This is a genomic window from Paucihalobacter ruber (assembly GCF_006494535.1).
Taxonomy (GTDB): domain Bacteria; phylum Bacteroidota; class Bacteroidia; order Flavobacteriales; family Flavobacteriaceae; genus Paucihalobacter; species Paucihalobacter ruber.
This window is the reverse complement of record NZ_VHIQ01000007.1, coordinates 1-12618: the sequence shown is the minus strand read 5'-3', so window position 1 is coordinate 12618 and position 12618 is coordinate 1. Positions and strand designations below refer to the sequence as shown.

General features: G+C 34.7%; 14 protein-coding genes. 5 read left to right on the top strand and 9 right to left on the bottom strand.

The window, feature by feature from the left end:
* Position 1: 1 nt before the first annotated feature.
* Both ruvC and FJ651_RS13350 read right to left on the bottom strand, forming a co-directional pair.
* Entirely contained in the window at positions 2 to 553 is a 552-nt protein-coding gene (ruvC, locus tag FJ651_RS13355) for a crossover junction endodeoxyribonuclease RuvC (RefSeq protein ID WP_140991045.1), read from the bottom strand.
* 1 nt (position 554) lies between these two features.
* The gene (locus FJ651_RS13350) at positions 555 to 1184 is read right to left on the bottom strand and encodes an outer membrane beta-barrel protein (RefSeq protein WP_140991044.1); all 630 of its coding nucleotides are present in this window, start codon (positions 1182 to 1184) and stop codon (positions 555 to 557) included.
* 213 nt (positions 1185 to 1397) lie between these two features.
* Between FJ651_RS13350 and FJ651_RS13345 the strand changes: the two genes are divergently transcribed.
* From FJ651_RS13345 to FJ651_RS13335, 3 genes are read left to right on the top strand one after another with little or no spacing between them, the layout of a single operon-like run.
* On the top strand, positions 1398 to 2174 hold the full coding sequence (locus FJ651_RS13345) for a hypothetical protein (RefSeq protein WP_140991043.1): 777 nt from the start codon (positions 1398 to 1400) through the stop codon (positions 2172 to 2174).
* Between the two features lie 2 nt (positions 2175 to 2176).
* Positions 2177 to 3301 (top strand): glycosyltransferase family 2 protein, encoded by a 1125-nt coding sequence (locus tag FJ651_RS13340; RefSeq protein ID WP_140991042.1) that lies wholly within the window; start codon positions 2177 to 2179, stop codon positions 3299 to 3301.
* A gap of 42 nt (positions 3302 to 3343) precedes the next feature.
* Positions 3344 to 4216, top strand: a complete 873-nt coding sequence (locus tag FJ651_RS13335; RefSeq protein ID WP_140991041.1) for a hypothetical protein — start codon at positions 3344 to 3346, stop codon at positions 4214 to 4216.
* 6 nt (positions 4217 to 4222) lie between these two features.
* On the opposite strand, the gene FJ651_RS13330 is transcribed toward FJ651_RS13335, so the two are convergent.
* From FJ651_RS13330 to FJ651_RS13315, 4 genes are read right to left on the bottom strand one after another with little or no spacing between them, the layout of a single operon-like run.
* Positions 4223 to 4696, bottom strand: a complete 474-nt coding sequence (locus tag FJ651_RS13330; RefSeq protein ID WP_216746154.1) for a hypothetical protein — start codon at positions 4694 to 4696, stop codon at positions 4223 to 4225.
* A 51-nt stretch (positions 4697 to 4747) separates the two neighbouring features.
* Positions 4748 to 5815, bottom strand: coding sequence for a tetratricopeptide repeat protein (locus FJ651_RS13325; protein ID WP_216746153.1), 1068 nt, complete (start codon positions 5813 to 5815; stop codon positions 4748 to 4750).
* A gap of 58 nt (positions 5816 to 5873) precedes the next feature.
* Positions 5874 to 7715 (bottom strand): M56 family metallopeptidase, encoded by a 1842-nt coding sequence (locus FJ651_RS13320; protein WP_140991038.1) that lies wholly within the window; start codon positions 7713 to 7715, stop codon positions 5874 to 5876.
* Between the two features lies 1 nt (position 7716).
* The gene (locus FJ651_RS13315; protein ID WP_140991343.1) at positions 7717 to 8076 is read right to left on the bottom strand and encodes a BlaI/MecI/CopY family transcriptional regulator; all 360 of its coding nucleotides are present in this window, start codon (positions 8074 to 8076) and stop codon (positions 7717 to 7719) included.
* Between the two features lie 144 nt (positions 8077 to 8220).
* On the opposite strand from FJ651_RS13315, the gene FJ651_RS13310 reads away from it, so the two are divergent.
* On the top strand, positions 8221 to 8724 hold the full coding sequence (locus FJ651_RS13310; protein ID WP_140991037.1) for a DUF456 domain-containing protein: 504 nt from the start codon (positions 8221 to 8223) through the stop codon (positions 8722 to 8724).
* 228 nt (positions 8725 to 8952) lie between these two features.
* Here the strand turns inward: FJ651_RS13310 and FJ651_RS13305 are convergent, their stop codons facing one another.
* The 3 genes from FJ651_RS13305 to FJ651_RS13295 form a co-directional block, all read right to left on the bottom strand.
* Positions 8953 to 9624, bottom strand: coding sequence for a response regulator (locus tag FJ651_RS13305; protein ID WP_140991036.1), 672 nt, complete (start codon positions 9622 to 9624; stop codon positions 8953 to 8955).
* Positions 9608 to 11659 (bottom strand): tetratricopeptide repeat-containing sensor histidine kinase, encoded by a 2052-nt coding sequence (locus FJ651_RS13300; protein ID WP_140991035.1) that lies wholly within the window; start codon positions 11657 to 11659, stop codon positions 9608 to 9610. The genes FJ651_RS13305 and FJ651_RS13300 overlap by 17 nt, the downstream gene beginning before the upstream one ends.
* 126 nt (positions 11660 to 11785) lie before the next feature.
* Positions 11786 to 11968, bottom strand: coding sequence for a hypothetical protein (locus FJ651_RS13295; RefSeq protein WP_140991034.1), 183 nt, complete (start codon positions 11966 to 11968; stop codon positions 11786 to 11788).
* Positions 11969 to 12158: 190 nt separating this feature from the next.
* Between FJ651_RS13295 and FJ651_RS15770 the strand changes: the two genes are divergently transcribed.
* The coding region (locus tag FJ651_RS15770; RefSeq protein ID WP_216746152.1) for a hypothetical protein at positions 12159 to 12618 on the top strand (460 nt) is incomplete at its 3' end.

Sequence of the window (12618 nt, the reverse complement as noted above, 5' to 3'; positions counted from 1 at the left end):
ACTATTTAATTCGCTTTTCGTTTTGCTTTACAAAACTTGCCCAACCTGTATAACTTTTTGTGCCTTCAACTTTGCCTTCGTTGTAGAAATGACAAACCGCAGCTGCCAAACCATCGGTGGCATCTAAATTTTTTGGTAAAGTTTTCATCCCTAATAAACTTTGTAACATTTTAGCTACTTGTTCTTTACTGGCATTGCCATTTCCTGTAATGGCCATTTTTATTTTCTTAGGTGAATATTCGGTAATAGGTACTTCTCGCGATAGGCCCGCGGCCATTGCCACACCTTGCGCACGACCTAATTTGAGCATACTTTGAACATTTTTACCAAAAAATGGAGCTTCAATAGCAATCTCGTCTGGATGATGGGTATCAATTAACTCGATGGTTCGTTCAAAAATTAGCTTGAGTTTAAGGTAATGGTCGTCATATTTTTTTAAATCCAGTTCGTTTAGCTGAATAAATTGCATTGTTTTTCCAACCACTTTTATGAGTCCGAAACCCATAATAGTGGTTCCCGGATCAATTCCTAATATAATTTTTTCTTTAGACATGCTAACAATACTGGCAACCGCTTAAGGCGAAGGTAACCCCAAAGGTAAGGTATAATAAATCGCCATTAAACGAAAAACCATCAACATTTACGTCGTATTTGTCATTGCCCGCCAGCGATAACGCATACGACAAATCTGTAAAGATGGTAACGCCACGAGATAGTCTATAGTGTATTTCGCCTCCGGCTAGGAGATTCAAATAAGTATAAGTGTTATTGTTGTACGGTGCCAGCGGACTCGTAAAACTTAGTCCGGGACCCGCGTGAGCGACTACCTCAAGTCGCTCGGGTAAAAATCCTAGAACATTAGTGGCATTATAAACAATTTGCGTATTAACACGCGTGTAATTAAGTTTAAATTCTAAGGAGCCGTCGGCATTAGAAGCGCGGTTAAATCCCAAATCTAATCTGGCGCCCCAATCGGGTTTGAACATGTGCTGAACACCAATATTTATAGTTGGAATATTGGCGTATTTTGTAAAATAGCCATCGTTAGTGCCGTCATCAATAGGATTATTTATGCCTACAGCAATCTGGCCGGTCCAACGTTGGGTGTCGCGTTGCGCATTACTAGAATGTAAGTTACATACCGCAATTAATAAGAGTAATATAAGTTTATTCGAAGCTTTCATTTGATAATATTTAATTTAATTTGCAACATGCTTAACAACCTGCCTTACAAATCTAAACAATTCTTTTTTGTACTTATCAAATTAAGTATCATTAGCGGGGCTTTTTTTGTTATTATCCAAAAACTCACACTTAACCAACAGTTAAGTTTTAGCGATTTTTGGTCGATTTTAGTCCAAAATCGTATTTATTCCGCTCAAATCACATTTTTTTTGATGATTTTAAGCATTTTTAATTGGTTCTTAGAAATTAAAAAATGGCAACTTCTAGTTACGAAAGTAAGTGATCTGTCATTCAGATTGGCTTTACAACAAAGTCTTACTGCATTGACAGTTTCTTTGATTACACCTAACAGAATTGGGGATTATGGAGCCAAAGCATTGTTTTATCCAAATCACTTAAGAGGAAAAATCATGTTACTTAATTTAGTCGGGAACTTCTGGCAAATGGCAACGACCGTTATTTTTGGTCTTTTTGGAATACTTCTATTAATTATTCAATTTAATTACCAACCCTTCAAATATGAGCCCTGGCATTTCTTAATACCGATTGGCTTTTTCGCACTTATTATGTTTGCCTCTCGATTAAAAAATTACCGGATTCAAGGCGTTTCCATTTCTGAAATTATAAAATTCATTCAGAATTACTCTTTGAAGGGACACACAAAAATTGCAACTCTTTCAATAACAAGATATTTGGTGTTTTCATTCCAGCTTTATTTTTTATTGAATTTATGCGGAGCAGATCTATCATATTTAAATGCTATGGCAGGCATTTCGGCTATGTATTTATTAGCTTCTGTAGTTCCGGTGTTTCAATTGTTTGATGCGGCCGTAAAAGGTGGTATTGCTATGGTTATTTTTGGACTATTTAATGTGCCGGCCATTGTAGTTTTAAGTGCCGTAACCTGCATGTGGTTTCTCAATGTGGTGATACCTGCAATGTTTGGTAGTGTGTATCTTTTCAATTTGAAAACCGCCAGAGCCTTTTAGTTATGGATGCGGCCTTTTACATCAATCTCGGTATTTATATATTGTTTATTATAATTTTATGCGTTGGATTTCATAAAGTTAAATTGTTTGAATCTGAAATCACAGATGCAAAAACCAGGTTTTCAATTATTATTCCTTTCAGAAATGAGGCCGAAAACTTACCGCAATTATTACAAAGTTTAGCGTTGATAGATTATCCAATTCACTTGTTTGAATTATGTTTTGTAAATGACGCTTCGAAGGACAGATCAGTAGAAATTATCAATAATTTTAAAAAAGAGTGCGCATTAAATATTAGCATTACTAACAATCAGCGCTCTACTCAATCACCTAAAAAAGATGCTATTACAACAGCCATCAATCAAAGTAATTTTGAGTGGATTGTAACAACAGATGCAGATTGCCTTTTACCAACAAATTGGCTTTCTATTTTAAATAGTTTTATACTAAGTAATGAGGTCGATTTTATTGCTTCGGCTGTGGCATACCGCACGAATACTTCTTTTTTTGAAAATTTTCAAGCCTTAGATTTTTTGAGTTTGCAAGCCATTACCATTGGTGCTTTTGGTATAGACAAAGCTTTTATGTGTAATGGTGCTAATTTGGCATATAAACGCTTGGTTTTTAAAGAAATCAACGGATTTGAAGGCAATTCAAACATGGCTAGTGGCGATGATGTGTTTTTACTTCAAAAAGTGATTCAACAGAAAAAATTCAACGTTAACTATTTAAAATCCAAAGCGCATATTGTTGAAACCTTTCCGGTAAATAACTTAAAAGACTTGTTTTCGCAACGAATTCGATGGGCTTCAAAAACAAAAGCCTATCGAGGTTATTTTCCTAAATTTTTGGCTTTAAGCGTTTTTCTAGTAAACCTTAGTTTGGTAATATCTCTACCATTTTTGGCATTTGGGATTTTGAAAATTGAAACCATTATTTTTATCTGGATTGGAAAGTTATTGATTGATGCTTTACCGCTTTATCAAACAGCACAATTCATGCGGCAAACCCAAGCATTTAAGTATTATGCTTTATCGGCAATTATCTATCCGTTTTTTGTTGTAATTTCTGCTTTGACATCATTTTTTAAAACTTTTGAATGGAAAGAAAGAACCTTCAATAATTGATTTATTTTTGGTAGCTTAGCTTGACGAAAAATCCTGACCGCCATGAAACGCTTTTTATTATTTGTTGGTTTATTAATATCGCTTTCAGCGGTATTTGCACAGGAAACTTATACTATTAACAACGAAACTTTAGAGCTAAAGACAGATATTGAAGGCGAATTGGATTTACTCTGGAATATTGTCAATAACCAATACCGTTATTTTGTGAGAACTGCGACCGGCGATATTATTGAGCTAAAAAACACAAGAGGCGCAGACAACAAGTTCAGTGAAGAATATAAACAAACTTTAAAAGAACTCACCAATAACAATTTAGACACTAATAAACTAAATCTAACCTTGGTTGATTTGCGAAAATTCTTAAACGCCTATAATACCAACATTGACAATACTTATGTGTCTGAAAACTTCAAAAATAAATTACAAACACGCGTGGCTGTTTTTGGTGGAATCACGAATCATCCTTTTGTAAATAACCCCGAAAACATTAAAAATACACTCATTGGCGGCGAACTGGAAATTTTTGAAGCCACCAGCATGCCCAGACATTCGGGTTATTTGCAATTACGAAATACTTTTGAAAGTGACGATTTTAAATTTCGTACTACCGAAATTTCGCTGGGTTACAGATTCAGGTTTATAAAAACCAAACCCTTTAATATTTTTGGAAATTTTACTTTTGCCACTTTAAGTTTTACAGACTCTAATTTACCCAATGAAACTAATCCGTTATTAATTAACAATGAATCATCCACCTCTTTTGATGTACCATTGATGTTTGGTTTAGGCGCCGATATCAGGATAGCCGAAGGTCATTTTATCACCATTGGTTTTAACGAATTGTTTGCGCTGCTAATTGATAATCAAGGTAATTTTCCGGTAGATCTTACCATTGGTTACCGATTTAATTTATAATCTAATTCAATCTGTTTTAATCACAATTGGTAAGGTGAATTGCGTTGCCACGGGCTGACTCCTTTTAATGGCAGGATACAACTTTGGTAAACTATCAAACCCTGATAAAATAATACTGTCCAAGGTTGGGAGTTGCGCTTTGGTTTCGGGTTTTATTTGAGTATGTTCTATTGAAAGTTGCCCGGTGCTACTACAATTTAAGGTCAGCAAAACTGTATCGTTGATAGTTTCTGATACTACCAAAACGTGCTGAGATAAATTTTTATTAATGTGATTAATTAAGGTATTCTGAAAGCAGTTCTTTTTATCGGTGCTACTTGATAACTCTTCGCAATTTGGAAAACTTGGGTAAACATCTACATCGCTCCAGTTAATACTCTGCAGTTCTTCTTCAACTAGAGTCTGAGTATCCAGTTTATTTTTTTCAAAATAACTGCAAGACATCAGTAAAGCGACTAAAAGAAGACTTAAGTATTTCATTGGCATATAACTCATGCCGAAAGTACAATTTTTTTAAAAGAAAAAACAGCTTTAGTTTTCTTCTAAAAACTGTTCTTTTTTGAGATCGGCCATGCGTCTTTCAACCATGGGTTTAAATTGACCGTTGGGGAACTTTTCTAAATACTTGTTATATACCTCAATTTTAGATTGTAAATCGGCATAATAAGTTTCTTTAGTGTAAGCCAAAATAAAATGCGTGTATTCGTTATCTGGGTTTTCTTTAATGGACTTGTTTAATACCTGAATAGCCTCGGCATATTTTTTCTGAAAATTATATACAACAGCTAACTCCCTGTATTCTTTATCCAATGGCTGATCCATTAATAACAAAGCGGCATTCATGTACTTTTCGGCATTTTCATTATCACTAAGTTTGTGATAGTATTGCCCAACTCTAAACAGGTTATCGGCATTTTTAGGGTCGTATTTGAGTGCTATTTCCAATTGTTTTATCGCCAAATCGTAATCGTAATTTTCTTTGAAAGCAAAGCTCAGCATTTCGTGAATTTGCTGTGAGCTTTCGCCTAAGTCAATTAGTTTTTCGAACCAGTTAATAGCATTTTCATATTGTTGTAACCAATAGTAATTCTGGGCTTTTAAACTGATAAGCTCCAAATTTTCAGGATAGGTTTTTAATCCGTTGTCTACATAAAAACTTACCGAATCGTGCCGGCGTTTGACCAGATGATTTCTGGCGATTTTAAAAATAGCTTTTTGATGGTTATTGTCTAACTTAAACACCTCTTGGAAGGTTGGCAAGGTTAAAGTATCGTTGGTTTTTTCGTAGAGAAGTCCCAATTCAAACAAAAAATTGGGGTTTTTAGGGTCTTTATTTACCAAATCAGAAAACACCGTTTTGGCTTCGGGATACTTTTTTATTTTCGACAGTAATTTACCATATTGGTAATTGAGCAAAGTATTTTCAGGTTGATTGTTGATGGCAAACTGATAATATTGCGCAGCTTGGTTATAATTTCCGATGGCCTCGTAGGCACTTGCTATTTTTTGATTGACGGTTGTAGGATTTTCATGTGTTTTGTAAAGCTCAATGGCTTTGGAATAGTTACCCAAAGCCATTAAGCTATCGGCCTTTTGCATTACCGCATCTTGTGCATGAAGAGATACACAGAGTACTAAAATAAAAAATTGTAAAATGTTATACACCTATTTGAAATATTATTGGTAACGAGTATTGAACAGTTATATTTTCACCTTTTTGCTGACCTGGTGTCAATGGTGGAATGCTTTCAATAACCCGTTTGGCTTCGGCTTCTAAATCGGGATGTGCAGCGCGTGCTTTTACATCGATGATGTTGCCGTCATCGGCAATTTTAAACACGACGGCAATACGCTGTCTACCTTTTAAACCCGCTTTTTCTGCAATGGAAATATCAAAATTCTTATTGACAAACTGCGACATACTTTGCGTTGTACATTCCTTAATTTGTTGATTGGTTGGAAGTATTTCGCAACCTTCGAATGCGGGAACGCGTTCTACAACGGCGTAGGGAATTTCAGTTAGATTTGTAACGTTATTTGACATTTTATTTATGGCGTCATCAAGTCTTTGGTCCTGAAGAACTTTTCCTAAAAAGTCATAATTATCGGCAGTTACTTTATAGTTTAACGTATTTTCAGCATTGCGCACGACCAATGATCTCCAACTAGAATTTTTCTTTATATCATTTAACTTATCAAGGATTTCTGAACGTTCTGAGTCAGTCAAACTTTTCATGTCTTTAAGAATCACCATTAGACTATTTCTCTTATTCATTTCATCCCATTTTTTCCTGGCCTCTTCGGTACTTTTATACTTTAAATAAGATTCGTAATTTTTGTATGCCTCATCCTCTTTAAAGGGTAGTGATTTATGGTTAACATCTACTTTTTTTAGACTGTCATCATGCTTCCTGATTACATTAGAGATAAATTTAAAATATGCTGCTTGTCTATAAAAATCTTCTTTAGACAAGAGATACTCATCCATTTTGCCTGTATATGCCCTGGAAATTTCAAGAAGTTGGACTCCTTTGGAATTAAGAAGTTCCAATTCTTGATAATATTTATTTATCATTTCCTCATCACTCAAATTTTCAACTTCCTCAGAAGTAACAGGTTTGATTTCCTGAGCCTGAGACGATGTATACATCAGCATTCCAATTACCGTGGGAATGAGCAAAGCATACTTGATTAAATGCAATTGTTTTGACTTTGATTTACTTAACATAACGATTCGTTTTTTGATTAATGATTGTTTATAAAATGGATTGATGAATGAAATTTTATTGGTGTCAAACACCTGCGCCAACAGGTTTTGATAATACAGCTGTTTGTCCTGATTTTTGGTAGCCTCAGCATCGGCAATGTATTCGTGTAAAGCTGTAATTCTGCTTTGATAAAGGTAGATGAGCGGATTAAACCACATGACAATTCTGAGCACTTCAAAAAATAACAAATCGATGCTGTGTTTGTGGTTAACATGCACCATTTCGTGTTGTAAAATGGTGTTTCGCTCTGTTTCAGCAATAGCATCGCCAATAAAAACACGGTTAAAAAATGAAAAAGCAGCCGTACTTTTTAAGAGTTTGATTAATAAAATATCGCCGTGCCAGCGCTTTGGATTTTTTTCAATGAGATAAAGCAGTTTAAACAACTTGATAACAAAAAGTGAGGTGGCAATAAGCATTCCAGCGTAAATAACATACATCCATTGCCAATTTCCCTGCATCGTAATTTCACTAGCAGTTTGAGAGCTTGCTATTGATTTTGTGGTATCTACATTACCAATAACCACTTCGGGTAAGTTAATAACAAGAACTTCGGGTATGCTATTGGCAAAGACTTGCAACTGTACCAATGGTAACACAAAACTTAAAACTGCAGTGGCCAAAAGATACAACCTGTTGTAATTAAAAAAGGTTTCGCGCTTTAAAAATGCATCGTAAATCAATAAAAACAACAACTGAAATAATACTATTTGAAACAGGTAATTGAGCATGTTACTTCTCTTTATTAATATCTTTTAAAACGGCTTCCAGGTCTTTAAGGTCTATATCGTTTTTCTTCACAAAAAAAGACAACATACTTTTAAACGAACCCTGAAAATAATTTTCTACAATTTTATTGATGCTCTGGTTGCTGTATTCTTGTTTTTGCACCAAGGGAAAATACAAATGGCTTTTCCCAACCTTTTCATAAGACACAAAGTCTTTGCTCTCTAAAATCCTTATAATGGTAGATACCGTGTTATAAGCGGGCTTTGGCTCTGGTAATTCATCTAAAACCTCTTTTACTCCGGCTTTTTTAAGTTGCCATAACACTTGCATAATTTCTTCTTCGGCTTTGGTGAGTTGTTTCATCATAGCGGCTGTTTTTTGTTATCTTATTGTATATTTACATATTAGAACAACACAAATATAACTAAATATTTAGTTCAAACTAATTTTTTAGTTTTAAAGTGAGATTTTTAACATTTGAGCGTCCCATCAATAAACATTTAGATTTTGGATTTTGTACTTATTTTTTTCGGAATTATTTTTATGATTGCCGGTGTTTTAGGCAGTTTTCTGCCAATTTTACCCGGACCGCCTTTAAGCTGGATTGGCTTGTTGTTACTGCATCTCACTAAAATTGTACCTGCCAATACTACATTTTTAGTGGTGACTCTTGTTGTAGCCATTCTGGTATTGGTGTTGGATTACGTAATTCCTGCGGTTGGCACCAAGAGATTTGGCGGTAGTAAAATAGGAATGATAGGAACTACCTTAGGCTTATTGGTAGCCATTATTTTTCCTGTATTTGGTGTATTTGGAATTGTGATCTGGCCATTTATTGGCGCGTTAATTGGAGAATTAATCAATAAGAGTACCGGACAAAATGCAATGAAGGCCGCCTTTGGATCTTTTATAGGTTTTTTGGCCTCAACATTTTTAAAATTTATTGTGGCTGTTATTTACTTTGGTTTTTTTATAAAAAGTTTGATTACCTACGGACCTAACCTATTTTAAACACAAAACCTAACAACGATTGCTGTTAGGTTTATGTTCTTTGCTATTAATTCAACAAACTTTTGAGGGATATGTAAAATCTTGTTGACATGTCAAATATAGAATAGCTAAATAACTTTTTGTTGCGGAAAAACCGTAAACTTGATGCGGAAAAACCGTAATTCTCAACAATAGCAAGGGATACAAGCGTTTTTTAAAAGGCAAAAAAACGTAATTTTAACACTTTTATTACAGAAAACCTTTTTCTCGGGCCTCTTTTAACAGCGTTTCGTCCTTACCATCTTCAACTCCAAAGAGTAATTTGAGTTGTTTTTTGCGTTTTTCGATAGCACTCATAGATAAATCTACGTATTCTGTGAGGCTTCTGGTTTTAACACCCTGTGATAAATAATGAAGTATTTGACGATTGATATCATCTACATAAACCTTACTTGTAACTGTTCTTTTAAGAAAATTACTTACAGTACTACTGTAATATGGCGGTGAATGCAAAATATGCTGAAAGGCCTCGGCCAATTCAAACGAGGTTAAATCGCTTTTAATTAAAAACCCTTCAGGATTGATGGCTTTTATGATGTTGTGAATTCGAAATGATTCATTAAACATCGTTAGAATTATAATTTTAGCATCCGGCAACAAGTCTCTGGCTATCAATGCCAAATCTTCACCTGAAGTGATGCTACCATCTTCTGAAACCGGCAAACTGATATCAAAAAAACAAACGTCGTAGGGATGGTTATTCGCGCTTTTACGAAGTAATTGGTTGGCTGCATCGCAAGTATTGGCCGTGTGTATGAGATATTCATATTCTGGCTTTTTGGTAGCCATTAATACGTTTTGATAGCCTTCTAAGATTATTGGATGGTCGTCTACCATTAAGATATTAATTTGCGTGCTCATGTTCAATTTTTTGTATGGGTACTTCTATGATGACCTCGGTTCCTTTTCCTGGTTCAGATTTAAATTTAACTGTGCCGCCAAGCTCGGTAATACGAGAGTTGATGTTTTTGAGGCCGATACCTTTTTTGCTCTTACCGGTATCAAAACCAAGACCGTCATCTTTTATTGTTAAGCAAATTACATCATTTATTAGTTTTATGCTAATTGTAATGTGTTTTGCTTTGGCATGTTTATAAATATTTTGCAGCGATTCTTGAGTAATGCGGTAAAGATTGATTTTAGTTTTGTTTGGAACGGTATCCCATTGAATTGAATCGTCGAAATTAAAGGTATAGTCCAGATTATAGGCTTCGGTTTGTTTTGAAACCAATTCTTCGAGAATGATGATAAATCCGGTACCCGAGATAAAATCGGTGTTCAGGTTATGAGACACCTGACGAATGTCTTGCTCAATTTTCATCAGGTCTTTAATATACTGGGCTCTTGTTTTGATGGAGTCTATATCTGTATTAAAATTTAAGCTGTCCAGACTTAATCTCACGCCGAACATTCTGCCTAAAACGCCATCATGCAATTCTTGCGAGATACGCTTTTTTTCGTTAACTCTTGCCTCATCAATTTTATCTTGTTGAGACAACATGAGATTATATATTTCTTCGTTGGCCCTCTGTTGCTCTTGTGTGAATTTCAACTCTTTGTTTTTAGCGCGTTGAGCCACGATGATATAAATTAAAACAGCAGCCAACAAAAGACTAATAGACAAACCTAAAAGCCATAAGCGTTCTCTGGCAATTCGTCTGTTTTCGGCTTCAAGTTCGTCTGTTTCAAATTTAATGCGGGCAAATTTATTGCGAATATTGCGTTCGTAATTGAGCAGACTATCACTTAATTTGATATGTTCTTCTAGGTATTTTTTGCCTTCATCACCTTCCTTAAGTCTCGCTAAAATGGTAAGAGATTCAAGAAATATTTCATTTTGCTTGATACGCTTGGCCAATTGGTAGGTTTCATTGGCAAACTGTAAAGCTTTGTCTTTGTTCCCAATGCCTTCGTAATAGTTGGCTTTACTTACCAAAACGCCAACTTTGGTAACATCTTCACCAATACTATCACTTATAACTAGGGCTCGATCAAATAATCGTTCTATTTCCTCACTTTGAACCTTTTCTATGGCGAATTTGGTGATGGCAACACTCTCTAAAATAAGTGCAAAGAAACCGGGATCATCTTCATATAAATTCTCGGTTTCTAAGATGAAATTATAAATATCCAGGGCTTTTTGATACTTGTCTATTTGTCTTAAGGTGTATGCTTTGTTATTAAGTGAATAAAGTTTGTTGTAAAGTCCATCTTCCATGGAATTGGCGATGCTGATGGCTTCATCAAAATAATCTAATGATTTAAAATATAATTTAAGTCCTCTGGAATTAATCCCAAGGCCGTTATATAAAATCCATAAATCATCTAATATAGTTTCTGTTTTTTTTGCCTTCTTTAATATTTCAATGGCCTTAATAGCACTCTCTTCTGAGCCAATAAAATCTTTTTCCGTTCGTTGTATGGCTGATAAATTTAACAATACACCTGACAAAGACAAGTCCATATCTAAAGATTCAAAAATATCGGCTGCTGTTGAATAGTAATAAAAGGCACTATCATTAACTTGTTTGGAATAAAAATAATAACCTTTAAAATTCGATAAATGCGCTTGTTCTAAGTCAGCATCCATCGCATTGGCAAGCTTTAAAAATTTATCAGTTTGTATTAGAAATTCCTCGTCCTGATTCGCTATCAAATATTGATAAGATAGCAATCTACCGGAAACCATTAACAATGAATCGTTGTTTTGTTTTTTTGAGAGCGTTAGAGCCTCTTTGGCGAGTTCAATGCGCTCTTCTATAGACTTTTCAGATTCAAATATTTTTCTGTGAATAGATCGAATACTATCTAAGCTCTCAATATCTTTTCCTGTTTGTGAAAAAAGATTTGAAGCTAAGAATAGAATTAGCCACGACGATACAAAAGAAGCCTTCAATTACTTAAAAAATTTAATTTAATTTCAAAGTAAATGAATTTATTTAAGAATAATACCTTTAATAAAATAAAAAGCCGTTTAACAATAAGAGCTAGACGGTCTTTATTTTTTATGCATATTGTTCGTTTATAAAGCTAAGCCAGCCGATGGCAACTTAGTTTTATCTCTATTGTGCACCAACAAATTCAAATTTTTGCTATTGTTTTGTTTAATCTGTAATTCGTTATCCATTACCTGATCAGAAGAAGTACCAGACATGGTTAGTACAAATACTGCTGCAAGAAGTAAAGTAGTTTTTAAAGTTTTCATAGTTATCAATTTAGGGTTATTATTAGTTTCTTTAATTAAACACATAGGCCGGAGCCTTTTTTTGAGGGAGGGAATGGATTAATTGATAACAATGCCAAAAGGGTTATTGTTAGTACAAAAACCTTGAGGGAAGTCTGGCAATTGAATGCCTTTTAGTAAAATGGATTAAATTTTTCCTAGAAAAGTGTATATGGGGCTTTTAAAGGAAGACCAAAGAAGCAACAAATTTAAGGTACAAAGAAATAAATCCGATGAAATACGCATTTCATCGATAAAATGCGTATTTCATCCAATTTCAACAGATTTTATTGGCACTAGGTCACTAAAACCTTGCAAACGTATCAATAATATCAGTGAATTTTTAATAAAATCGTTTACCAGTAGAAAAAATGCTATCATTAACCTTTTTAAACAAAAAAAGCCCTCCGACAAAGGCGGAAAAGCTTCTCACTGCCTGCACTTTGCAGGATTGGCCCTACTACAGACCTGCCGCTTTCGCGGACAACACAACTTTGTTATTCTCTGTTCTAATAGAGATACCTGCTTTCGCAGGCATTTTGGCGGTCTGGAACCACCAACAAGTTGGGGTCACAGCGGGACTCGAACCCGTCCCCAAGTATACTTGGGGATGACAGGGCGAAATTCTAACT

Coding starts and splice junctions, on each gene's coding strand:
- FJ651_RS13330 (WP_216746154.1), bottom strand. CDS start 4,696: ATGAAATACTTAAGTCTTCTTTTAGTCGCTTTACTGATGTCTTGCAGT.
- FJ651_RS13335 (WP_140991041.1), top strand. CDS start 3,344: ATGAAACGCTTTTTATTATTTGTTGGTTTATTAATATCGCTTTCAGCG.
- FJ651_RS13295 (WP_140991034.1), bottom strand. CDS start 11,968: ATGAAAACTTTAAAAACTACTTTACTTCTTGCAGCAGTATTTGTACTA.
- FJ651_RS13305 (WP_140991036.1), bottom strand. CDS start 9,624: ATGAGCACGCAAATTAATATCTTAATGGTAGACGACCATCCAATAATC.
- ruvC (WP_140991045.1), bottom strand. CDS start 553: ATGTCTAAAGAAAAAATTATATTAGGAATTGATCCGGGAACCACTATT.
- FJ651_RS13325 (WP_216746153.1), bottom strand. CDS start 5,815: ATGCAAAAGGCCGATAGCTTAATGGCTTTGGGTAACTATTCCAAAGCC.
- FJ651_RS13315 (WP_140991343.1), bottom strand. CDS start 8,076: ATGAAACAACTCACCAAAGCCGAAGAAGAAATTATGCAAGTGTTATGG.
- FJ651_RS13345 (WP_140991043.1), top strand. CDS start 1,398: ATGATTTTAAGCATTTTTAATTGGTTCTTAGAAATTAAAAAATGGCAA.
- FJ651_RS13320 (WP_140991038.1), bottom strand. CDS start 7,715: ATGCTCAATTACCTGTTTCAAATAGTATTATTTCAGTTGTTGTTTTTA.
- FJ651_RS13340 (WP_140991042.1), top strand. CDS start 2,177: ATGGATGCGGCCTTTTACATCAATCTCGGTATTTATATATTGTTTATT.
- FJ651_RS13350 (WP_140991044.1), bottom strand. CDS start 1,184: ATGAAAGCTTCGAATAAACTTATATTACTCTTATTAATTGCGGTATGT.